At 43.9% G+C, this 23,243-nt stretch carries 16 protein-coding genes, 3 tRNA genes and 1 other RNA gene; 5 read left to right on the top strand and 15 right to left on the bottom strand.

Annotated features, from left to right (window positions below):
* Nucleotides 1-190 precede the first annotated feature (190 nt).
* From BC643_RS20840 to BC643_RS20815, 6 genes are all read right to left on the bottom strand, one after another.
* The gene (locus BC643_RS20840; protein WP_170154647.1) at nucleotides 191-2,461 is read right to left on the bottom strand and encodes an ATP-dependent helicase; all 2,271 of its coding nucleotides are present in this window, start codon (nucleotides 2,459-2,461) and stop codon (nucleotides 191-193) included.
* 573 nt (nucleotides 2,462-3,034) lie between these two features.
* Nucleotides 3,035-4,288 (bottom strand): acyltransferase family protein, encoded by a 1,254-nt coding sequence (locus BC643_RS20835; RefSeq protein WP_120275212.1) that lies wholly within the window; start codon nucleotides 4,286-4,288, stop codon nucleotides 3,035-3,037.
* 212 nt (nucleotides 4,289-4,500) lie between these two features.
* Entirely contained in the window at nucleotides 4,501-4,692 is a 192-nt protein-coding gene (locus BC643_RS20830) for an HAD hydrolase family protein (protein WP_245995038.1), read from the bottom strand.
* 70 nt (nucleotides 4,693-4,762) lie between these two features.
* Complete coding sequence (locus tag BC643_RS20825) at nucleotides 4,763-5,917, bottom strand: acyltransferase family protein (RefSeq protein WP_120275211.1); 1,155 nt, start codon at nucleotides 5,915-5,917, stop codon at nucleotides 4,763-4,765.
* A 219-nt stretch (nucleotides 5,918-6,136) separates the two neighbouring features.
* Nucleotides 6,137-7,369, bottom strand: coding sequence for a phosphoserine phosphatase SerB (serB, locus tag BC643_RS20820; RefSeq protein WP_120275210.1), 1,233 nt, complete (start codon nucleotides 7,367-7,369; stop codon nucleotides 6,137-6,139).
* 44 nt (nucleotides 7,370-7,413) lie between these two features.
* Nucleotides 7,414-7,821 carry an OsmC family protein gene (locus BC643_RS20815; RefSeq protein WP_170154646.1) on the bottom strand — a complete coding sequence of 136 codons (408 nt, stop codon included), beginning with the start codon at nucleotides 7,819-7,821 and terminating at the stop codon, nucleotides 7,414-7,416.
* Between the two features lie 156 nt (nucleotides 7,822-7,977).
* Here BC643_RS20815 and omp85 point away from each other — a divergent pair, with 156 nt between their 5' ends.
* A complete protein-coding gene (gene omp85 / locus BC643_RS20810) occupies nucleotides 7,978-9,306 on the top strand; it encodes an Omp85 family outer membrane protein (protein ID WP_120275208.1) in 1,329 nt (442 codons plus the stop codon).
* A gap of 31 nt (nucleotides 9,307-9,337) precedes the next feature.
* Here omp85 and BC643_RS20805 read toward each other — a convergent pair whose 3' ends face one another.
* Nucleotides 9,338-10,597: a DUF819 family protein gene (locus BC643_RS20805; protein ID WP_120275207.1), complete on the bottom strand. Its 1,260-nt coding sequence runs from the start codon at nucleotides 10,595-10,597 to the stop codon at nucleotides 9,338-9,340.
* Nucleotides 10,598-10,659: 62 nt separating this feature from the next.
* On the bottom strand, nucleotides 10,660-12,111 hold the full coding sequence (nhaC, locus tag BC643_RS20800) for a Na+/H+ antiporter NhaC (protein ID WP_120275206.1): 1,452 nt from the start codon (nucleotides 12,109-12,111) through the stop codon (nucleotides 10,660-10,662).
* Nucleotides 12,112-12,392: 281 nt separating this feature from the next.
* Between nhaC and BC643_RS20795 the strand changes: the two genes are divergently transcribed.
* On the top strand, nucleotides 12,393-16,586 hold the full coding sequence (locus BC643_RS20795; RefSeq protein ID WP_120275205.1) for a tetratricopeptide repeat protein: 4,194 nt from the start codon (nucleotides 12,393-12,395) through the stop codon (nucleotides 16,584-16,586).
* A 49-nt stretch (nucleotides 16,587-16,635) separates the two neighbouring features.
* Here the strand turns inward: BC643_RS20795 and BC643_RS20790 are convergent, their stop codons facing one another.
* The 6 genes from BC643_RS20790 to ffs all read right to left on the bottom strand — a co-directional run bounded on the left by BC643_RS20790 (nucleotide 16,636) and on the right by ffs (nucleotide 18,900).
* Nucleotides 16,636-17,766 (bottom strand): sensor histidine kinase, encoded by a 1,131-nt coding sequence (locus BC643_RS20790; RefSeq protein WP_120275204.1) that lies wholly within the window; start codon nucleotides 17,764-17,766, stop codon nucleotides 16,636-16,638.
* A gap of 52 nt (nucleotides 17,767-17,818) precedes the next feature.
* Nucleotides 17,819-18,133 carry a thioredoxin gene (trxA, locus tag BC643_RS20785; RefSeq protein WP_120275203.1) on the bottom strand — a complete coding sequence of 105 codons (315 nt, stop codon included), beginning with the start codon at nucleotides 18,131-18,133 and terminating at the stop codon, nucleotides 17,819-17,821.
* Between the two features lie 291 nt (nucleotides 18,134-18,424).
* Nucleotides 18,425-18,497, bottom strand: a tRNA-Gly gene (locus BC643_RS20780).
* A gap of 81 nt (nucleotides 18,498-18,578) precedes the next feature.
* A tRNA-Tyr gene (locus BC643_RS20775) sits at nucleotides 18,579-18,664 on the bottom strand.
* 48 nt (nucleotides 18,665-18,712) lie between these two features.
* Nucleotides 18,713-18,786 (bottom strand) — tRNA-Thr (locus BC643_RS20770).
* A 20-nt stretch (nucleotides 18,787-18,806) separates the two neighbouring features.
* An RNA gene (gene ffs / locus BC643_RS20765) (signal recognition particle sRNA small type) lies at nucleotides 18,807-18,900 on the bottom strand.
* 309 nt (nucleotides 18,901-19,209) lie between these two features.
* On the opposite strand from ffs, the gene BC643_RS20760 reads away from it, so the two are divergent.
* Nucleotides 19,210-19,764, top strand: coding sequence for a DUF4199 domain-containing protein (locus tag BC643_RS20760; RefSeq protein WP_170154645.1), 555 nt, complete (start codon nucleotides 19,210-19,212; stop codon nucleotides 19,762-19,764).
* A 41-nt stretch (nucleotides 19,765-19,805) separates the two neighbouring features.
* Nucleotides 19,806-20,759: a glycosyltransferase family 2 protein gene (locus BC643_RS20755; RefSeq protein ID WP_120275201.1), complete on the top strand. Its 954-nt coding sequence runs from the start codon at nucleotides 19,806-19,808 to the stop codon at nucleotides 20,757-20,759.
* Nucleotides 20,760-20,894: 135 nt separating this feature from the next.
* On the opposite strand, the gene BC643_RS20750 is transcribed toward BC643_RS20755, so the two are convergent.
* The gene (locus BC643_RS20750; protein ID WP_120275200.1) at nucleotides 20,895-21,620 is read right to left on the bottom strand and encodes a cytidylate kinase-like family protein; all 726 of its coding nucleotides are present in this window, start codon (nucleotides 21,618-21,620) and stop codon (nucleotides 20,895-20,897) included.
* Between the two features lie 186 nt (nucleotides 21,621-21,806).
* Between BC643_RS20750 and BC643_RS20745 the strand changes: the two genes are divergently transcribed.
* Nucleotides 21,807-23,195, top strand: a complete 1,389-nt coding sequence (locus BC643_RS20745; protein ID WP_120275264.1) for an aminopeptidase P family protein — start codon at nucleotides 21,807-21,809, stop codon at nucleotides 23,193-23,195.
* Nucleotides 23,196-23,243 lie beyond the last annotated feature (48 nt).

Genomic DNA, 23,243 nt, shown 5'->3' with positions numbered 1-23,243 from the left:
TGATAGACGACTTAATTCTGACGGATAAATATTCAACGGAATAGTCCGTTCATCCTGATTCGAACTGAAGTTTTGATTACAAGTGGGCAGGCAGGCAAAACGTCCGGCCGAGGGTTCGTTTTGACAAGATTTTTGCCTCCTTCTCATCGATTGGGAAAGGAGGGGCCCGTCCGGCCTCAGGACTAAAGAACTAATTTTCTATCGTTAACAACGCTTTGGCAAAGGCTTTCGAGAAGGATTTTTCGCCAACCGAGTCGAAGCGGCAAAGGAGGTCTTTTTCTTCTACCAAAACCACTTCACCCAAACCGTATTTTTTGTGGCTCACCCTACAACCGATCGGCCATTCTTCAGCAAGCTGTTCAGTCACCTCTGCAACACTCGTCGCCGCAGATTCTCGTCGATCCAGCAATGAATCCGGAATTGCATTCAGAAAATAGGATGGTTTCGGTTCTGCATTCCGCAGAGTCGGTTGGGCGTGCCAGCCAATTTCAACCACATTTTTGCCACGGGTCATGGCCACAAACAGCAGGCGTTTTTCTTCTTTCACGTTCAGGCTTCCATTGTTGTGCTGCGCCAACGGTATAATTCCGGTATTGGCCCCGGCGATGTAAACACGGTCGAACTCCAGCCCTTTGGAGGCGTGGATGGTCAAAAGGTGAACCCCTTGCCCTTGTTCCTTGATCCGTTCGTTAATCTGAAAAGTACCTTCCAAAACAACCTGATCCAGCGCTACCCGAAAACTTGAAGCACTATCGCCCCAACCTGTTTTTTTCATGAAAAGCTGCAGTTGGTTCCAGGCTTCAGTTATCGAAGCCAGATAGTCAGCGTGATGAATTGACGTTGGCTTCAGAACTGACCGTAAAGCCAGAAAGTCAATCAAATCCTCAGTAGAGGCGCCTTCTTTCCGCAGAAAAATGGTCTCAAAGTTCACTACCTGATGAAGCAGTTGCAACAAATCCGGAGTTTGCTTTTTTCGCTGCTCCAGATAAGCCACAAGCTCCTGCAAAACCGTTTCACCCGGAGCACGCTCGTGAAGTTGCTGTATCAATGGCCGGTTTTTGGTCAGTGCTCCAAAAGTAGAATCGCAAACCAAAGCCAGACAAGCATCCATATCGTTGGAATTGGCACACAACTTCAGCAAACGGAGGAAAAAAGCCTGCGCCGGATTTTCGTGCAGTTCTTTGCGGGCTACCAACTGGAACGGAATATCAGCCTGCGAAAGCACGGTCTCCACCAACTTGATCTGCTGGTGCGTTCGGAACAAAATGGCTACCGAATCCAGGGATTGACCTTCTTGTTGCAAACTCAGCATTTGCTCGCGCAAGTAATAAGCTTCCTGCTGGTCGTCGAAATGGCGGACCAACGCAATCGGCTTACCACTTTGACGAGTGGCTACCAGCGAGCCATCCTGTTCATACAACAGGTTTCCGGCAGCGGAAAGAATGGTCTCGGTACTGCGGTAATTCTGCGGAAGTTCCATCCAGTCGGCCTGCCACTCACTCTGAATCTCCTGAAACAGGCGCTCTTTACTTCCCCGCCAGCCGTAAATACTCTGGTTCTGGTCGCCCACCACAAACAGCTTAGTGTTCTCGCCCCGCAAACGCTCGATCAGTTGCAACTGTTCTTCGCTACAGTCCTGAAACTCATCCACGATAATCCATTTAGGACAGTTGGGCACTGCCTTCTCCAACAGCTGATTACAGAGCGTAATCAAGTCGTCAAAATCCATCGAGTTGCTGCGGCGCTTTTCTGCTTCTGCGAGTTCCACCAAGCGAACAAAATCATCTTCCGATTTCATATTGCCCATCTGCGTTTCACCGTTTTGGCGAAATTTGCGCCAGCGTTTGGCCAGTTGGTTCTGGTATTTGATGCTGAGATTTTCCTGCGTGACGATACGGTCCAAAAACTCCTGCTTCTCCTCCTCGTCCATAATCCCAAAATCGGGTTTGAAGCCCAGCTCTGCTAACGACGGATGCTCGTGCAGTAACTGCCTGGCAATAGCATGAAAGGTTCCGAAGTAGCGCAATTGCTTATTCATCGCGGCATCCATCTCCCCCAGAAAGCTTCCAATCCGCTCCTTGATTTCACGGGCAGCCTTGTTCGTAAAAGTCAGCACCACCATTTGCTCAAAAGGTACTTGTTGGATGAAATGCAAGTAGAAAAGCTTGGCAATTAAGACCGTGGTTTTACCACTCCCCACCATCGCCGAAAGAATAGTCCGCTCAGAATGAAAGAAAACCGCATGCCGCTGGTGCCGGTTCAGGCGCTGAAAGGTGCGCCCCAACTTTTCGTCAATTTGGCGAATATGCGCTATTTTGTCTGCATAGTCCGAAGTCGGACGATTGATCTCCGGCACAAACGAACGCACTACCGTCTGCCCTTCTGCTTCGAAAGCATTGGCTAGCTGATCGAAGTCGCTTTGTGATCCTTTGATTCGGGAATGGAGTCGCTTGTATCGCATAAAGTCGGGCGTTTCTCTTGAGAACACAAAATTAAGGGAATAAATCATCGTTGAAAATACGACGCCCGTTTATTGCGAATCTCCCATAGGTATCTTTTATAAAAATTAAATTTTGCCTTGTTTGCCCTCTGTTACTATTTAAAACCATTTACCGAAAAAGGCCAAAGCCCACCTCATCTTACAAACTAAAATCAAATTGCAGCATTAAACACTCGACGACAAAACATTACCTTCCTTCTAGAACATACTTAAGCCGTAACCAATATTCGTTTTCGACCTATTCTTAGCGTCCAATTTAGCCCTACTAGATTGTTGCCATCGAAATGTTTTACATAGCTCTTTTAGAAAATGCTCGCCGCCCCCTTAGCAGACCTCATTATGCAATAGATATGACGGTACAATCGACCTGTGCCTTTCCTGTTCAAAAGTGAGAGGTTACGAAAGCGATGATTTGGTGAACGGCGTAACCATTGTGAGTTCAGTATTCATCCATGAACGTTTAAAAGAAGACGCTACGATAACGAGCTTTTAAGAAATCAAAATAGAGAGTATAAATTTAAATTCCCTATTTTTTTAATACATCTTAAAATCTGTTAGACCGACATCCGCAACAACAACACTAGATAAAGCAAGTACCATAATCCAAAGACTTATTCGCCTTAATCCAGACTTATTTCTCATAAGATTTATCGGACTAATTCGTGATATGTATGTATATTTTTCCTTCAACATTAAAAATGGCTTCTCGAAATAGTTAAAACTAAAATATGCAAGAACAATGGCTATCGAAAAAGCGACTAAAGGTTCCACTATGACTACAGACCAAACGTTGTCCGCGATTCCAAGTAATTTGGATAGTGTTTGACCTGTCAAAATTCCCAGGATATGCAGACAATACAATCCGTAAGTAATAAGTCCCAACTTCGAGATAATTTTGAAATTAGAAAATTTAAAGAAAGAATCTTTGGAGTAGTTCTGCTCTAAAATAATTCCTAACCCAACAATGGCGATAAAGGACCGTTCAAATATTCTGACAATATAATTCGTAAACAATAATTCATGTCGGAATATATAGATCGTAAAAAACGTCAAATAGATAATCGCAATTTGATAACGCTTAAGATTCTCCATTCTTGCTTTAAATTTCTTTTTTTCGGAAACCAACCACGCACCGAACGCTCCAATGGCCATGTCACCAATGCAAGAGAGTGTATGATGTTCGTGCATCACAGGATCATCGTGAGTGGCTCTAAAAACCCAACTGACCAAAATTACTGAAGTAAAGGCTATCCAATACCTGCGAACTGGTAACAAAAAAAGAACAATAGGCCAAAGCAGATAAAACTGTTCTTCTATGGCAATACTCCAAAGCACTGATAATATACTCGCGTCCGGATCCCCTTTTGCAATTACGTCAAAATTATTTATGAAAGTCAAGTAGTAAAAAATATTTGCTGTTTCGTTGGGAGTGCCTCCAAAAAAGGATTTGAGAAATGGGAAACTCACGAATCCAAAGAAAACACAGAAGTAAAACAACGGCCAAATTCGTAAAATCCGTCGAAACCAAAACTTTTTCAGATCAATCTGACCATTCAATTTCTTTTCCTGAATTAATAGAAACGTGATAAGAAAACCACTTAAAACAAAAAACATATTAACCCCCAACTGTCCGTTTGCTAAAAGAAAGCTACCGGAAAAAAATCGCCAAATTTGACTAGTCCTCACAACAGCTGATTCGGTATAAAAACTATGGCAGAAAAACACCATTAAAAAACACATAAACCTCAACCCGTCGAGGTTTTCGAAGTAAACCGACTTGTTTTTCATAATATTCCCTTTGAAATTTTAGGGGGAGCTTTCGCATCCCGTTTTGAATCGCATATTCTGCTAACAAATTACCACCTTAAACTTTATCGGGAATTTTTCCGAATTAGGGATCTCAAAATGTTATGAAATATTTTACATTAGCAAATTTAAAAAGGGAATATACTCTAAATCAGATACTCCCCTTAACATTATCTTAATTTCTTACTATAATTCTAATCACAAATCTTTCGGTCGCGGAAGCCGATGAGATATAAAATGGCGTCCAAGCCGATTTCGCTGATTGTGTTTTTTGCTGATGCTTTTAGTTTCGGATTCGCGTGGAAAGCAATTCCCAAGCAGGCAAGCTTAATCATGGGTAAGTCGTTTGAGCCATCACCAACTGCAATCACTTGATCCAGATGCACACCCTTTTAAAATTTTTCGCTGCAATGCATGAAAAATTGTGTTTGCTTCAGATAAACGACTATAAAGGCTCTATTTACTAGCTATAATTTTCATCGGACTAACTCTTGAGATATAAGTGAATTTGCCTTTCAACTTTAAGAATGGTCTCTCGTAAAAATTAAAACTCAAATATGCCATTAGTATTGACAATAATAGCGCAAGGGTTGGCTCCAACAACATCACTTCCCACAAATTGGTATTCAAACCAAACACCTGAGTAACAGTCTGTACCGATACAATGGCGATTAGATGTAAACAATACAGTCCGTAAGTAATTACTCCTAGTTTTGAAATCGCTTTAAAGTTAGAAAATTTAAAAAAAGAATTGCGGGCATAATTTTGTTCTAAAATTAGAAACAATAATACAACTGCAATGAGTGGTCGTTCCACAATTCGCATTATATATGTAGAATAAAACAACGGACCTCTAAATAGGAAAATAATCAGAAATATTATATATAAAATGGTAATCTCTGTTTTATTTAGATTCCCGATCCTTTCACGAAAAGAGTCCTTTTCTACTACTAACCAAGCGCCAAACGCCCCAACAGTCATATCCCCGATACAGGAAAGTGTGTGAAACTCGTGTATTATTGGTCTATCCTGCAAGGCCCTAAATACGATGCAAATCACCATAACTGCAGAGAAAGCGATCCAATACTTTTTCAACGGTAACAAGAAAAGTACTACCGGCCAAACCAAATAAAACTGTTCCTCTACAGCTACACTCCATAAAACTGCCAAACTAGTTGCATCTGGAATAACTTTAATAAAATTAAAATTATTCAAAAAGATAAGATAACAACTTATTGACGCCTGCTCTGTTGACTGTTCTCCAAATAAACTTTTCAATAGAGGGAAACAAAAAAAGCCAAAGAGAACGCAGAGGTAAAATAGAGGCCATATTCTTAATATACGCCTCATCCAAAACTTCTTAATGTCAATCTGTCCTCTTAATTTTTTTTCCTGAATTAAAAGAAAAGTGATCAAAAAACCGCTAAGTACAAAGAAAATATTTACTCCTAAATTACCATTTGCAAAAAGGAACTGGGTGACAAATCTATGAACCGAACTATCCCCCAAAGAACTAATCTCAGTATTAAAACTATGGTACAAAAAAACCAAGAGAAAGCAAATAAACCTCAACCCATCTAGATTCTCAAAATAAAGATTCTTAGTCCTCATATTATCCTGTTAAAAAAGGTAAGCAGATTGCTTCCCTCTATAAATTATCAAATCGCAATAGTCTAATTTATGGCCATTCGATCAAAAATGAAAGCTTTACAGGGATCTATTTTGTTTAATTGCGAAAAGTTAAACTGATGTTACAATAATAAAAGAAAAAAGGGAGTATCCTTCAAATCAGATACTCCCTCAACACTATTTTAAATTCTTACTGAAATCTTAATCACTAATCTCCCGGTCGCGGAAGCCGATGAGATATAAAATGGCATCCAGACCGATTTCGCTGATCGAGTTTTTTGCTGATGCTTTTACTTTGGGCTTAGCGTGAAACGCAATTCCCAAGCCGGCAAGTTTTATCATTGGTAAGTCGTTTGAGCCATCGCCAACAGCAATCACCTGCTCCAAATGCAAGTCTTCTTTAAAAGCCAGCAACTTCAACATCTCTGCTTTCTTAGCGCCGTCAACAATTTCACCAACGTGCTTACCGGTTAGTTTTCCGTTTTCAATCTCCAATTCGTTGGCAAAAACATAGTCAACGCCTAGCTTCGATTTCAGGAAATTTCCGAAATAGTTGAAACCACCGGATAAGATCGCCGTTTTGTAGCCAAACTTCTTCAGGGTGCGGAACAAACGTTCTGCTCCTTCTGTTAACGGAAGTTCCTCGGCGATTTCCTGCATCACCGAAACATCCAGTCCTTTCAGCAGGCTGATTCGTTTCTTGAAGCTTTCCTGAAAATCGAGTTCCCCGCGCATCGCTGCTTCCGTAATTGAGCTGACTTCGTCGTAAACACCAGCCTTGCGAGCCAGTTCGTCGATCACTTCAGCTTGAATCAGTGTTGAGTCCATATCAAAACAAACCAGGCGACGATTACGGCGATACATGTTATCGACCTGGAAAGCAATATCAACCCCAGTTTCTTTACAAATATCGATGAAGTCGCGCTTCAACACTTCGCTGTCCTTTGGTGTCCCCCTGACAGAGAACTCGACCACGCTTTTGGTTTTGCGACTGGCGTCCTCCAAGGGAATCCGACCGGACAAACGTGAAATGATATCAATATTCAATCCCTGCTCCGAGATCACCTTGGTCACACGTGCCAGGTGACCAGCTTTCAGCTGTCGCGCCAGCAAGGTAATAATGAAACGATCTTTGCCCTGATGCGATACCCACTCCCGGTATTGATTTGTCGGGATTGGGGTAAACTTCACCCGCAAACCCAGTTCATGAGCTTTAAAGAGTACGTCTTTCAGGATTGGCGACGAATCTGACTTTTCCGAAATTTCAATCAGAATTCCCAAGCCCAGGTTTTCGTGAATAACGGCCTGACCAATGTCGAGAATTGCCACATCATACTGTGCCAGAATCGCCGTTAACGATGCTGTTTGACCGGCTTGGTCGGGTCCTGAAATATTCAGTAATATAATCTCGCGATCTTTCTTTGTAGTCTCCATAGTTACTAATCCGGTCGATCCCGGAAACAGTTTCAGGTTAAAAGTTACCAGTTAAATTTAATGGTCTGTTTCAAATCAGGGTGCAAACTTAAAGGCACCGGGCTTGAGCCGGCAACACTCTCGATCAGCTTTCGCTCTTCTTCCGAATAACTTTTATTCTCAGGGAAGAAGAACTCCACAATCACTTCAGCAACCCGACGCGGATCGTTTGCCATTATCTTGGTAATTTCCAAACGAGTTCCTACAATGTCGATTCCGTTGTCCATTGCCTTAATGCCCATGATGGTCATAATACAATTTCCCAACGCTGTAGCCAACAAGTCGGTTGGCGAAAACGACTGACCTTTCCCCCGGTTGTCACAAGGAGCATCAGTTACGATTTTGGCACCCGATTGCAAGTGTACATTTTCAGTACGCAGGTCTCCTAAATATTTTGTTTCAATGGTAATCATATCCATTTCGATTTAACGCGTCGAAAATACAAAAAAATCGTACGTTCAACTGATTAAGTTTCCATTATACTTCTAAAAGAAATAACGGCTTAACACGTGCCGAATACCAGATCTTCGAAAATTCCACTATATTCGTTTCAACCCAAACACATCGCTATGAAGTTAAAACTCACGTTCCTCATCCTTATCATCTCTATCCTCTCGGCCAAAGCCCAGAAGGAAGAGAAACAGGAAATCGTCAAACAAGGTTGGAACTTCGGAGCTTTACCGGCCATTGCATTCGACTCAGACCTCGGATTTCAATACGGCGGCTTGATCAATCTATACCATTATGGCGACGGCAGTCGTTACCCGGAATACAACCATTCATTTTACCTGGAGATCTCGCGCTTCACAAAAGGGAGCGGCGTGTACCAGTTTCAATACGATTCGGATCGACTCTTAAAAGGCATTCAGACAGTGGCCGACCTTTCTTACCTGACTGATCTAACCTATCAGTTTTACGGTTTTAACGGTTACGATGCTGTTTATAACGAGGACTGGCTTGACGAAGATCATCCCGACTATCGTTCGCGCGTTTTTTACAATTACGACCGAAAATTATTTCGTTTTAAAGTTGACCTGCAAGGCCCGTTAGCCCAAAGTAATTTTAAATGGGAGGCGGGAATCAATTTTCAAAAATTCAAACTGGCATCAGTCAATATCAACAAACTGAACAAGGGCAAAGACGAAGTTGACAAGTTGCCGGATATCGCCGGTCTCTACAACATTTATCAGCAATGGGGACTGGTAGGGTCTGAGGAGGCGAACGGTGGAAACATTCCTGCCCTGCGGGGAGGATTGATATACGACAGTCGCGACTTCCGTGCAATACCGGGGAAAGGAATTTGGTCGGAAGCAGTGCTCGAGTACGTACCTAAAATACTGGGGGCTGAAAGTTCATTCACCCGATTGGGGATTACACACCGGCAATATTTTACGATCGTCTCTAAAAAATTGATTTTTGCTTACCGACTCAGTTACGAGGCAACCTTATCTGGCAACGTTCCGTTCTACTACCTCACCAAGCGCGTGGTTGACGGCGCCAAAGGAAACAGCATGGAAGGCTTGGGCGGCGGAAGAACTATGCGCGGTGTTTTGCGCAACCGCGTTATTGGCGACGATGTGGCTTTCGGAAACTTCGAGTTGCGTAGCCGAATCTGGAACTTTCAGTATAAAAACAACAACTTTTTTGTGGGTTTGAACGGTTTTATCGACACCGGCAAGGTTACCGGGAAACATGCACTTAACTTCTACCCGTCTTTTGCGGCGGTTGACACCGAGGGGTACCTCGATTATAATTCTGAAGAATGGCACACCAGCTACGGTTTGGGCATAAAGGCCGGCATGAATGAAAACTTTGTTGTGTCGTGCGACTACGGACGTGTAACTGACGACCGCGATGGCAGTTCGGGGCTTTATATCAAGCTGAATTATTTGTTTTAACGAATCTCTTTCGACCTCCGAGGAAGAGCTTTTAAACAAAAGCTTTCAGAAAGAACGCCAACGTCACACCCAGGTAGTTTCCGAAGATATAGCCTAACGTACCAACAGCTAATCCGGAGATAATGACTTCCTTATTTTTCAAAGCTGAAGCAACGACCGGAACGAAAGGCGGCGAAAACGACAAAGCTGAAATCGCAATTATGGTGGTGTCGGTATCAATTTTGAACAGCCAACACAAAATCACGTGAAAAACCATGGTACCGAAAACACCCAAGGCCACAAACAGAAAAAGGTGGAAAAAGTCGATATTGAAAAGTGCCGTCAGGTCGGCCATGGTGGCAACCAGCAGCGAGAAAATCAGAATCAGGTACATTCCCAGCGAGAAAGAATGCTTCAATCTGTTGATGGCCGGAACCAAACTACCGACAACCCCCAACGTTGTGATCGTTAAAATAACAGTGACCATCTGAACTGAGGGAGCAACGACCAGGCTCAAACCTCCACCGATCGCAAAAATAGCAATTGAAAGAGCCAGTGCTTTTGCCATTTGAACCGAACTTTCGCGTGTCAGCCGAATCTCGAATTCTTCACTATTCGCTTCTATTTCGTCCAAATGTTCTTGCGCCAACGCTGATTTGAAAGGTGGCATAAAACGGTTCAAAAGCGACTGCGCCACCGTCATCAAAAAAATCAGGAATCCGAATCCCGTTACAATTTCGTAGGTATTGACCAAGATGAAAACCCCCGGATCAACTTCCAGTGCGGTCGCAATAGCGGCCAAATTGGGCGTTCCGCCAGTATAAATCCCCACCAGCATGCCGGCAACTTTCCATGCATCCGGAATATGATTCTTCAACAGGAAGAAACCAATAATCGCAACGATTAATAAAGACACAATTCCCAATACCATTGCAATCATGGCCCGACGGGCCATGTGCAACCAACGCTTCACATCGAGTGTAAACAGCAACAATGGGAGCGCCAAAGGAATAGTAATGGTCATCAAAATATCCTGCAAATGAGCAATCCGATTAGGCAACAGGTCGGCCTCGGTTAAAATTCCCTGTCGCATGTATTCCGTTAATTGACCTTCAGGTAGAAAAGCTTTTCCGCCCAGCAAATTGCGGAGTTCTTCTGACATTGTTGGCAACAACCCGATATTCCCCAGAAAAACGCCGACCATATAGGCGAGTACCACCGCACCCAGCTTATTCAGCCACGACGATTTTTTCGTCAGGTAGATAATTACCAGCGGGAAGAAGACATAGAAAAGCACTAGTAGAAAGATCATTAAGGCAACGTTTTAATTGATGTATTTCAAATTAAACGCCAAAGATAACAATGTGTTCGTGATTACTCGTCTTTAACCGGAACCTCAACGGATTCCAAACGTCGGATCTTGATATTCAGATAAGCGAATAAAATAGACATCAGCGGGCTAATCAGGTTGAAAAATGCGTAGGGCAAATAGTCGAAAGTTCCGACTCCCAAAACTCGAGCTTGCGTGGCACCACAGGTATTCCACGGAATTAAAACGGAAGTCATCGTGCCCGAATCTTCCAATGTCCGGCTCAGCACTTCCGGCTTCAAACCTTTATCCTGAAACGATTTGCGGTACATCCGTCCGGGAACCACAATCGAGATATACTGATCGGATGCAGTCGCATTGAAGAAAATACAAGTCACCACTGTCGAAGTTACCAATGAGCCTGTTGAATTGGCACGGGTAATAATTGGCCGGGTAATCCGGGCCAGCAAACCACCGGATTCCATGATTCCGCCAAAAACCATTGCTGACAAAATCAGCCAAATGGTATCCAGCATCCCCGCCATCCCCGAAGTCTGCAGCAACTCATTCACGTCGGCATCCGGCGTTACAATGGCAATGTCGCCAAACATGGCCTGCATGAAACTGATGTAAGAAGCTTTTCCGTAGTTAACAACATTTCCGGCCAATTCGGTAATAATATGAGGTTGAAAAATGACCGCAAACAAACCACCCAATAGTGTGCCGATCATCAACGAGGGAATCGGTGGTACCTTTTTTATAATGATAAAGAAAAGCGCGGCAGGTACAAGGAATAGCCAGGGCGTTGTATTAAATGCCCCCGAAATCGCAGATTTCACATCAGCCACATCCACAACAGCTTCTGAGAAATTGTAATTCAACCCAATAACGAGGAAAATAACCAGCGTGAGAATAAAGCTGGGCGTTGTTGTGAGTAACATGTAGCGTATATGCGTGAACAAATCAGTCCCAGCCATTGCCGGGGCAAGATTTGTCGTGTCGCTCAACGGCGAAATTTTATCTCCGAAATAGGCTCCCGAAATAATTGCACCGGCCACAATGGCCTCGTTGATTCCAATTGCTTTCCCAATTCCGAGCAAAGCAACACCAATTGTCGCAACCGTCGACCACGAGCTTCCGGTCGCCAACGACACGATGGCACTGACAACAACTGCCGTTACCAGGAAGATTCGGGGATTAATAATATCGAGTCCGTAGTAAATCAGCGCTGGCACAATTCCGCTCAGCAGCCAGGTTCCGGCCAATGAACCGATCAACAGCAATATCAACATCGACGGCATTGCTGATCCAATTGTGGCAACTACATTTTCGAGCGTTTTGTCCCATGCCTGTCCGTTACGCCGAACAATGATTCCAGCGACTGTTGCAGCCAAAAGCATCGCTACCTGGTTAGATCCGGCCAGCGTATCATCAAAAAAAATCACGTTCAGCGTAAGCAAAACAATTAAAAATAAAATGGGCAACAACGCCTCAAAAAACGATGCTTCTCTTTTCATGTACCAACAAAATCAATTTACGTTAACAATGCGAATTCGAATGTTCAGCAGCTCAATCTCAGACGTCAACGATATCATAAACAGCCGCAAAACATACTTAGTTTTATACCCCTTGGAAATGATTTTCTAAATAACGGAATTATCTTCGAGTTGCGGAAAAGCAAAAAAATAAAAACTTGTTGAATGGCTCAAAAAATAATATCGATGCCTCATGAGTTATTATTGTTGATAATCCGATGAACCGACTATTCGGCTACTGGTGTTTCTAACGAATCGATGGTATGTACCTGAAAAAATTATTGTTTGTTGTTTTCTTATTTTCAATTATCGTTGCTCTTTTAGCTCAGAACGATGAAATTCATTTTGTGGTTGACGGCCGTTTAACATCGGATGACGGACGAAGCGACGGAGCTACAATCACCATCACAAAGGATGGTCAGCAACAGGAAGTTGTAACACCTCCGCGCACCGGTAAGTTTTTGTTTGAACTGGATTTCAACCACGAGTACCGGCTTACTTTTAACAGGGATGGCTTCTTTCAGAAGATTATTATCATCTCCACTTTCGTCCCTAACGAAGTGTTGCAAAAGAACGCCAAGTTTCCGCCGATGGCATTCGTGCTGAACTTGTTTGAACAAACCGACATTATTGATAATTCGTTCACGATAAAGCCCGTTGCCCGGGTCTTTTACAACTCCCGGATCGACAACTTCGACTCGGAAATATACCTTTCCGACGACCAGCTGCGCGAACAGATTCAGGCAGCCGAAGCGGCTCAGAATGCATTGGCTTCGGAGCGCAAAAGTATTGGCAGGGCCGACGAGATGGAACAGGCCGCCTTGGAAAAGCAATACGACAAAATTATTGCTGATGCCGATGGGCTTTACCACAAAAAAAGCTATGAAAGTGCCATCAGCAAGTTTCGCGAAGCACTGATGCTTTTCAGCGATCGCCCCTACCCCAAAGACCGGATTGCTGAAATTGAAGATTTGATAGCTGCCCTGCAAATGGCGGAGGAAGCCGAACAAAATTACCTGGCCGCTATCAAAGCCGGCGACGAACAATTTACAGCCACTCAATATGCCGGCGCCATTACTTCGTACGAAAAAGCGCTGGAGTACAAAGCCAAGGACAAGTATGCAACCGACCGCATTGCCGAATCGCGTAAACTGCAGAAGGAGCAAATGGGCAACATGCAATACAACGATTTGATTGCCCGTGCCGACGAAGCCTACAACACACAGGTTTATGCCGATGCCAAAGGATTGTACCAACAGGCAATTGATCTGCGTCCGCGCGACTCGGAATACCCGCGTGAACAAATTAAAAAAATTGATCTGGAGTTGGCCCGCTTGGCTGAGCAACAACGTGTAGATGAACAATATGCTGCCGCGATGAGCAAGGGAAACACCTCGTTGGGCCAGGCTGCATACCCAAGCGCATTGCTCGCTTTTAAAGAAGCACTTGGACTAAAACCCGGCGACCAACCGGCACAGGAACGTATTGCTGCTACCGAAGCAGCCATGCAACAGCTGGCCGAAGGTGAAAAATATGACGAGCTTATTGCTAAAGCTGACGATTGGTTTGACAAAGATGTGCTGGACTCATCGAAGAACTTCTACCAACAGGCGCTGGCAGTGAAGCCAAGCGAACAATATCCGAAGGATCGGATCGCTGAAATTGATCGCCGGATGCAACAGAGCCAACAGCTGGATCAGCTACTGGCAGAAGCCAACGCAAGTTTCAACCACCAGGAATATCCGGTAGCCAAAACAAAATACCAGCAAGTATTGGCCTTAAAAGCCGACCATGAGCTTGCGAAAAACCGTATTGCCGAAATCGATCGCATTCTGGCACAACAAGCTATCGAAGATCAGTACGCTTCGGCAATTGCCGCTGGTGATCAGGCTTTCAGCGTGCAACAATACGCTGTGGCTAAAGGCAGCTATCAACAGGCACTCGGGATAAAACCGGAAGAAAAATATCCGAAGGACCAGATTGCAAGGATCGATCTGGAACTGCAACGCTTAGCCGACCAGGCAACGCTGGACGAAAATTACGCCAACCTGATTCAACAGGCTGATGCCGCTTTCAATACCAGGTTTTATGAGAATGCCATCACCGACTACGAAGCTGCGCTGAAATTGAAGCCCAAAGAAACCTACCCGGCTGATCAAATTTCAAAAGCGAAGCAATTCATTGCAGACCAGTTGAAGAATGAGCAACTGGAACGGTCGTACCTGGCCTACATAAGCAAGGCTGATTCACTTTTCAAACTGAACAATTACCAACCGGCTAAAACAAGCTACACGGATGCCAGTCGTTTGAAACCCGCAGAACAATATCCAAAAGATAAGATTGTGGAAATCGATGCGATTCTGGCCGATCAGCAACACCAACAGGAAGTGCTGGCGGAACTAAACCGCACCTATGCCGCGGCAATTAAGCGAGGAGACGATGCCTTTAAAATCAAAGATTTTGAGACAGCCATTGATGCTTATGATGAAGCGCATTTGCTGAAAAAAGAAGAAGAATATCCGGTTAACCAGTTGGCCGAAATAGAACGTCAGAAGGCCGCCGCCTTGGAGCAAGCCTACCTGGCTGCTATTAAAAAAGCCGATGCGCTGTTTAATCAAAATGAGTTCGCTTCAGCAAAGCCGGAATACCAAACAGCCTTGTCTATAAAAGCGGGCGATGAGTATGCTACCAATCAAATAGCGATTATTGACCAGCGTCTGCGCGATGCTGCTTTAGCCGACGCCGAGCGGCAAAAGCTGGAAGAAGCCTATGCCGCGAAAATTGCAGCTGCCGATCAGGCTTTCAACAGCGAAAACTATGCGGGAGCAAAACCGCTTTACCAGGAAGCGTTAACGCTGAAAGCTGCTGAGAAATACCCGGCTAACCAAATTGCAAAAATTGACAACACCCTGGCAGAACAGGCACGCCTGGCCGGAATAGATGCCCAATACCAGCAAGCAATGAGCTCGGCAAAAGCATCCTACGACCAGGATTTACTGCCCGAGGCGATCACTTACTACAAGCAAGCCGCAGGTTTGAAACCACTGGAACCGGAGCCTCCGCAACGAATTGCAGAAATTGAGCAACTACAGGCCCAACGCGCCGAAAACGCCCGGTTGGCCGCAGAAGCTGAGGCGTTGCGAATCGCAGCCGAAAAAGAAACGCGAGACAAGTACAATGCAGCCATTGCATTGGGCGACGCTTCCATGAAGCAAAAGGCTTACCCAAAAGCACAGGAGGCCTATAACAACGCATTGACGATTTTGCCAAATGAGCAATATCCGAAAGATAAACTGGCGGAGATTGACAACCTACTGCAACAGCTGGCACAAGCCGAAGCACTGAGACGCCAGCAAGCTAGCGAGGATTCACTGGCTGCAGCTAAGCTGGCTGCCTTCAACTTGAAGATTAAAGAAGCCGAAGCTTACATTGACGACCAAAAGTTAGAAAGCGCAGTGTCCAGCTACCGCGAAGCCATTGTGATCCTTCCGGAAAAAGAATCAACTGTTCAGCCCAAAATAAAAGAGCTGGAGGATTTGATCGCTCAATTGGCCAAATTGGAAACCGACTACCAGGCTGCCATCCAAAAAGCAGATGGACAGTTCGCCAGCGAAGCCTGGACTGAGGCTAAAGCCACTTATCTGCAAGCTGTCAACCTGAAGCCTGAAGAAAGTTATCCGAAGGAACAAATTGAGAAAATCGACCTGAAACTGAAGGAGCTTGAACTGTTGGCTGAAAAAGCCCGCGCTGCTGAAAAGACCAACGCGGCTTACAACGAAGCCATCAAAATTGCCGACGAAAACTTCGACAAGCAAGACTACACGGTTGCGCAATTCTATTATCAAAAAGCGGCCGATATTCAACCTGAAAATCCCTACCCGCACCAACGCTTGGCTGAGATCAGCAGGTTGATCGACCAATCGCTGGCGGCTGACCAAATTAAAGCTTACAACGATGCCATTGCCAAAGCTGACCAGGAGTTTGACCGGAAAGGGTACACTTTGGCCAAGTTCTATTACAACAAGGCACTGGAAATAAAATCGTGGGAACAGTATCCGAAAGACCGGATTAAGGAAATTGGTAAACTTACAAACACGTTGCTTTCGCAACGTGAAGAACAAGACTATCTGAACTGGATCAGCACGGCTGATGAAGCCTTCGTTAACAAAGATTTTGCTGTTGCACGTTCGTATTATCAACGCGCTTTAGCTCTAAAGAAAGATGAACCGTATCCATCAATCAGGCTGAACGAGATTGAGAAAGAACTGGAAAAACAACAATCGGCACAGAGTGAAAAAGAATACCAATCGGCCATTGCTGACGCTGATAAAGCTTTTGAAAGCAAAAACTACAGCGTAGCGCGATTCTATTACAACAAAGCGCTAGGACTGCGACCAAACGAAAAATATCCGAAAGATCAGTTACAACTGATTCGGGAAGCGCTGGGCGGAAATTAGAATTCCGAAAGAATAAAAAATTGAAAAGATGATAAGATCCCGGTGGTGACTAGATTGCCTCCGGGATTTCAATATAAAAGGTAGTCCCGTTTGCTTCGGTGCTCTCGAAATTGACGACGCCTTTTAAATAACGCTCACCGAGCAATTTCATGCTGTAAGTTCCAACTCCTCGGTTTTTGCCTTTGGTCGAATACGAGCGTTGAAACAGTTGGTTCCGGACATCTTCTTCAATCCAGGTGTCGTTATGAACTTCAATGCGGATCTTATCGTTTTTGAGGTAAGCTTCAATGCGGATGGATTCGCCGCGGGGAATTGCTTCCAAGGCATTCTTGGCCATGTTGAAAATAACACGCGTCAACAAAACTTTATCAGTTGTGAATTCAACGTCCGATGTAAAATCCTGGGGATCTATTTTGCGATCAAAAGCTTCCTGGCAATACTTCACTTTGTTACATATTTCCAGTAAGAAACCATCCATATTTACTTTCTCGGTAGAAACCTCCAGCTCTCCGGATTCTGCTTTGAGAAGCTGCTGTTGTGCCTTTATTTCGTCAATAATCTCGTCGCTCAGAGAAGCTGCGATCTCGAAAAAATTTTCGACTTCATCCTGCTCGTCCTTCACTTCTTTCATGATATTCAGGATTCCCCGAAGGCTACCGGCCATATTGATAATATCGTGGAAAAAGATTCGTTCCAAAATCTCCCGACGCTTTTGTTCCGTAATATCGACTAACGACAGCACCATGTAATCGCCCTCGAAGTGAAAAGGAGTTGCCTTAATTTCCAAATCGTATTGGCGAGTGTAGCCTTCTTCCTCTCGAATCAAACGACACTCGTTAACAACCGACTGTCTGCTACTCCAAAAGTCCTTAAACGCATAATTAGCCCCGCAATAGCGGCACTTCTCCGTTGTTCCGCAAACAGACTCGCCTCCCTTTAGATTAACGCAACCCATAATTTCGCCGAAACGCAGGCCAAAAATGTCGCGTTCGAGATCTAGATTATATTTCTGAATGAGGGTATCGTTCGCAAAAACGATCTGGTTTTGACTATTGAGAATACAAACGATAGATGATGTGGAGGATAACAACTCCTTTACTAACTGTATGCTCCCAATCGTGATTTCTTCACCGATCAGGCGCTCCAAGCGATCCGTCCCATTATTATCCCCAACTTCCATAGGCGTTTGATATTGGCTAAATATAGGAAGGAATTACGTTAAATCTTGCAGGCTATGATGCTGAGATGTATTTTTTTAATATATCGGTAAGCTCGGGCAACAAAACAAGCCCTTCTTTGCTCCATTGCAAATCGCCCGACTTGAAAATCATCACTGTGGGAATCGATTTCACCTGAAATTGGTTAGCGATATAAGGATTGAAATCCACGTTGACTTTCAGTACGCGAATATCTTGTTTGAATTCATTTTTTAGTTCAATCAGTACCGGCTGAATTTCTTTACACGGCTGACACCAATCTGCATAAAAATCAACCACCACTGGGCGATCTGATTTGATGATATTTTTAAAGCGACTATTTGCTCTCATTAAATTTATTTGTCTGCAAAATCCCGATCAATAGGAGTTGTTCCCAGTGCCTCTGTTGTCAACCCCTTAGCTATTCCCGACACAAATCCGATCTATCACATCACACACTCAACACATGTTCAGTTATTGTTCTGATCGTTTGTTTTTAGGGCACGTAACTAATGAAACAGGGAGAATAGAAGATAGTTGAGTCTGAAATAATCGATAATTACAATGCCGTATAGATTAAATTTAACAGGAGAGATTTTTAGATATAAAAAAAGGTCGTCAATAAACTTGACGACCTCTTTGAGCGGGAGACGGGATTCAAACCCGCGACCCTTAGCTTGGAAGGCTAATGCTCTATCAGCTGAGCTACTCCCGCAACTTAATCAGTTCTAAGTTTCGAGTGTAAAGTTTCAAGTTATTCAACTCAAAACTATTAACTGTAAACTGGCAAACTGTTTGGTGGGGAGAGCAGGATTCGAACCTACGAAGGCGTACGCCAGCAGAGTTACAGTCTGCCCCAGTTGGCCACTTTGGTATCTCCCCAAACCTTTCAATTCATTTTAGAACGTAGCCTTTCGGCTTTCTTTTATGAGCCGGATCACAGATTCGAACTGTGGACCCCGAGATTACAAATCACGTGCTCTGGCCAACTGAGCTAATCCGGCAAAAGATCATAAAAAGTGGGTAAGCTACCTGTATCGCACCGCTACAACCTCCTACCCTTGCTGCCTTCCGACCCTGGGGGGATTCAGAGGGAGCTGGTCGTACAGGACTTACCCGGCGACAAAAGTAGAAATTTTTGTATTCACTGCAAACGAAATCGCAACTTGCCCCGAACATTTCCGACGCCCGGAAGCACTAAGCGATTAGCGCTCAAAGAAATATTTACGCAATATTTTTTTCATTTTTTTTCTTGAAGGCCTATTTCTGGCTGTTGGATTGCAGAAAATCGAATCTGCGATTTGGACAAAAGTCCGTTGAATCCAGATAGCGACTTCAGCCCAAACGGCAAGATAAGTTCGTCTCTTTATTCTGTTCATTAAAAAAATCAGATATATTTGTCATGAACTCCTTCTAACATTATGAACATGGAACAAAAATCAACTTTCTGGAAAAGCGCAATGACCGCGGGACTGTATCTTGGAATCATTCTGATTCTGTACAACGTTATCTTGTACATCACCAATCAGAACTTAAATACATCGCTCGGTTTGATAAGCTACGTCATTTTAGCCGCGGGAGTCGTCTACTTCCAGATTCAATATCGCAACCACGAACTCGGCGGGTTTATTAGCTACGGAACAGCATTTGGCTACGGCGTTACGCTAATGGCATTCGCCGGAATCATCCAGTCACTTTATACGGTCGTCCTCATCAAATTCATTGACCCGGGTATTTTGGATCAAATACGGATTATGCAGGAAGAGCAAATGATTAAGCAAGGAGTTTCGGAAGAACAAATTGAAATGGCTTCAAAAATGATGGATGCCTTCCGCAGCCCAATTATTATCGCTATCTCCGGCTTGTTCTCATTCGCACTACTGGGCGTTATTATTTCCCTCATTTCATCTATTTTCGTAAAAAAGATTGATGATGAAAATGCGTTTGACGAAGCAATGTCTGACCTAAAATCGGAAGAATAATTGTTTCTTTGTCCTAACTTTTAAGAACTAATTTCTAGCACGTGGATATTTCCGTCGTTATTCCTCTTTTAAACGAAGAAGAGTCGTTGCCCGAATTGACCGCCTGGATCAAACGGGTAATGGATGAAAATCGTTATTCATACGAAATCATTTTAATTGATGACGGTAGTAGTGACCGTTCGTGGGAAGTAATTGAAAAGTTACACCATGAAAACCCGGATGTAAAAGGAATTAAATTCAGACGGAACTACGGAAAATCGGCTGCGCTGCATGTTGGTTTTGGCGAAGTACAAGGCAACGTGGTAATCACCATGGACGCCGACCTGCAGGACAACCCGGAAGAAATACCGGAATTCTTCCGAATGATTACTGAAGAAAAGTACGATTTGGTGTCGGGTTGGAAAAAGAAACGCTACGATCCGGTTTTATCGAAAAATATTCCAAGCAAATTTTATAACTGGATTGCACGCCGAAGTTCCGGCATTAAAATACACGACTTCAACTGCGGGTTGAAAGCTTACCGCAAGCAATTGGTAAAAAGTATTGAAGTGTACGGCGAAATGCACCGCTACATTCCAATCATTGCTAAGTGGGCCGGCTTCAAGAAAATCGGCGAAAAAGTGGTGAAGCACCAGGAACGCAAATACGGTGAAACGAAATTCGGCTTCGAACGCTTCATTCGCGGACCACTGGATTTGTTGTCGGTGATTTTCATCGCCAAATTCAGCAAACGCCCCATGCACTTCTTCGGGATATTGGGAACAGTGATGTTCATTATTGGTCTTTTTGCTGCAGCATGGCTTGGAATCAGCAAGTTAATTGCCGTATCTCACAACATTCCTGCACCGAAAGTTGTGGAAAGTCCCTACTTCTTTTTGTCACTAACCACCATGATTATAGGAACACAGCTTTTCATGGCTGGCTTTTTGGCCGAGCTGTTCTCCCGAAATTCATCCGAACGCAATAAATATTTGGTGGACAAGAAGATTGTTTAGCCAGGTGTCGATGAAAGACGACACAAAGGGTAATCCTTTGTCCCCAAAAAAGATTCAGATTTATAAGAAATCTAAAAATACAAAAGGTCACTGCTTCATTTTTGCAGTGACCTTTCTCATTTACCAAAATATTGTTTAACCAAAATAGGGAACTGTTTTTTTCATTTGGTCCGGGATGCCTTTCATTTCAAACGCGGTTAAAATTATTTTAACCAGTTTATTCATTTCAAAACGAGAAATGTCGATGATGATATCGAAGCTTTCCGGTTCGTGCTTATTTTTCCGAAAATGATCGCGAAATACCTCCCGTTCTTTTTCTGTCTCATTAATGTATTTTAAGGCATCTGCTTTACTCAAATTCCGGCGCGCCGAGATCGATTCAACCCGCCATTTGATCGGCGCAATTAACCGCACATGAAGCGCATTATCGATATCATTGGCAATCAGATGACCGGCGCGACCAACGATAATACAACACCCGTCTGTCGCAAAATTATGAATCACTTCCCGCACGGTCTTCGTAATCACCTTGTTACTTTTATAATACTTATCGGAGAAGGCCGACAAAATCTCATCGAAAGTAAAATGTTCCTGGCTTGAGAAAATCCGATCGACCTTTTCGGGCTTCATTTTCAACTCGCGCGCGCTCTCGCTTAAAACTTCCTTACTGATCACCTGCCACTGCTTACAAAAAACACTTTTATTGAGTTCTTCTGCCAACTTCTGGCTGAGTTTTATTCCCCCACAACCGACCTCACGCGAAATCGTAATCACCGGACCAGCCATTTTAAAATGTTCGGTTCTTCGTTTCCCTTCTTCGCCGAACCTTTTGTTCATATAATTAAGCAAAGTATTTTCCATGGTGTCGTGATTTTAGTGTTAGCTTTTAACCTATTTTACGTCGATTATCCGTTGCCGTTATATGTTTGATAGTAGTTAATTACTTCGTTAAACTTTGTAATTTAAACGCCCCGTTTGGGAAAAGTCATAAAATCGATCCTTTTTAATAACTACTTTCACCGCTCGGGATTACTAAAAACACAAATCATGTTTGAACCAAATATCTACAAAAGCCGAAGAGAAAGGCTGAAAGGAAAAGTCGCTAACGGGCTAATTCTTTTGCTGGGTAATGTTGACGTACCCATGAATTACAAAGACAACACTTACCATTTCAGACAGGACAGCAGCTTCCTGTACTACTGGGGACTCGATTTTCAAGGTCTGGCGGGGATCATCGACGTTAATCGTGATGAAGAAATTCTGCTTGGTGATGATGTTGATATTGAAGATATTATTTGGATGGGGCCACAGGTGAGCTTGCGCGAAAATGCAGCAAAAGTTGGTTGCAACAAAACCGCCGCTTTCGCTGAATTATTCACCCGAATTTCGGAAGCAATCAGCCAGGGTCGGAAAATTCATTTTCTCCCACCTTACCGGGCTGAAAACAAACTCCTTTTGCAGGAGCTTTTAGGAATACACCCGGCCAAACAAAAAGAATACAGTTCGCTCGAATTGGTGAAAGCCGTTATTGCTATGCGCTCGGTAAAAGAAGCCTGCGAGGTTGAAGAAATAAAAAAGGCGTGCGCCATTGGCTACGACATGCATGTAAAGGCCATGAAGATGGCCATGCCGGGAACCTGGGAGCAATCAATTAGCGGGGCACTGGAAGGCATCGCCAATTCGTCTGGCAACGGACCTTCCTACCCGATCATTTTGAGCCAACACGGCGAAATTCTACACAATCATAATCACGACGAAATCCTGCAGGAAGGCAGATTGATGTTGGTAGACGCGGGTGCTTCGAGTTTGATGCACTATGCTTCGGATTTTACCCGGACGACTCCTGTTGGCGGTAAATTCACGCAGAAACAACGCGAGATTTATGAGATCGTGCTGGCTGCGAACAACCACGCCACTTCATTAACCAAGGCAGGCACATCCTACCTTTCGATCCACTTAGCAGCAGCTGAAGTTATCACCTCGGGGTTGAAAGAACTCGGATTGATGAAAGGCGATGTGAAGGAAGCTGTAAAGAATGGCGCCCACGCCTTGTTCATGCCACACGGTCTGGGACACATGATGGGACTCGACGTTCACGATATGGAGGATTTGGGTCAAATCTACGTTGGATATGATGACGAAATTCGCCCGGTTGACCAATTCGGAACAGCCTACCTGCGTTTGGGCAAAAAACTGGAAGCCGGTTACGTACTGACCAACGAGCCTGGCATCTATTTCATCCCGGCCCTGATTGAAAAGTGGAAAGCGGAAAAAACAAATACCGACTTCATTAATTTCGATAAGCTGGAATCGTATCTGAATTTTGGAGGAATCAGGTTGGAAGACAACCTGCTGGTAACCAAAACCGGTTGCGAAATTCTCGGACAGCGGGTTCCGATTACTCCTGAAGATGTTGAAGCAACAATGAATAGTTAAATAAAAAGAAAGACGATCCGAGGATCGTCTTTCTTTTCTATCTTATTT

Origin of the sequence: Mangrovibacterium diazotrophicum (genome assembly GCF_003610535.1) — a bacterium.
Lineage (GTDB): Bacteria > Bacteroidota > Bacteroidia > Bacteroidales > Prolixibacteraceae > Mangrovibacterium > Mangrovibacterium diazotrophicum.
Note: the sequence above shows the minus strand (reverse complement) of the source record. Positions and strands in the feature narration are given on the sequence as shown.

Bases quoted from the DNA above. Each gene is read 5' to 3' on its own strand.
- BC643_RS20840 (WP_170154647.1), bottom strand. From the start codon at position 2,461: ATGCGATACAAGCGACTCCATTCCCGAATCAAAGGATCACAAAGCGAC.
- BC643_RS20835 (WP_120275212.1), bottom strand. From the start codon at position 4,288: ATGAAAAACAAGTCGGTTTACTTCGAAAACCTCGACGGGTTGAGGTTT.
- BC643_RS20825 (WP_120275211.1), bottom strand. From the start codon at position 5,917: ATGAGGACTAAGAATCTTTATTTTGAGAATCTAGATGGGTTGAGGTTT.
- serB (WP_120275210.1), bottom strand. From the start codon at position 7,369: ATGGAGACTACAAAGAAAGATCGCGAGATTATATTACTGAATATTTCA.
- BC643_RS20815 (WP_170154646.1), bottom strand. From the start codon at position 7,821: ATGATTACCATTGAAACAAAATATTTAGGAGACCTGCGTACTGAAAAT.
- omp85 (WP_120275208.1), top strand. From the start codon at position 7,978: ATGAAGTTAAAACTCACGTTCCTCATCCTTATCATCTCTATCCTCTCG.
- BC643_RS20805 (WP_120275207.1), bottom strand. From the start codon at position 10,597: ATGATCTTTCTACTAGTGCTTTTCTATGTCTTCTTCCCGCTGGTAATT.
- nhaC (WP_120275206.1), bottom strand. From the start codon at position 12,111: ATGAAAAGAGAAGCATCGTTTTTTGAGGCGTTGTTGCCCATTTTATTT.
- BC643_RS20795 (WP_120275205.1), top strand. From the start codon at position 12,393: ATGTACCTGAAAAAATTATTGTTTGTTGTTTTCTTATTTTCAATTATC.
- BC643_RS20790 (WP_120275204.1), bottom strand. From the start codon at position 17,766: ATGGAAGTTGGGGATAATAATGGGACGGATCGCTTGGAGCGCCTGATC.
- trxA (WP_120275203.1), bottom strand. From the start codon at position 18,133: ATGAGAGCAAATAGTCGCTTTAAAAATATCATCAAATCAGATCGCCCA.
- BC643_RS20760 (WP_170154645.1), top strand. From the start codon at position 19,210: ATGGAACAAAAATCAACTTTCTGGAAAAGCGCAATGACCGCGGGACTG.
- BC643_RS20750 (WP_120275200.1), bottom strand. From the start codon at position 21,620: ATGGAAAATACTTTGCTTAATTATATGAACAAAAGGTTCGGCGAAGAA.
- BC643_RS20745 (WP_120275264.1), top strand. From the start codon at position 21,807: ATGTTTGAACCAAATATCTACAAAAGCCGAAGAGAAAGGCTGAAAGGA.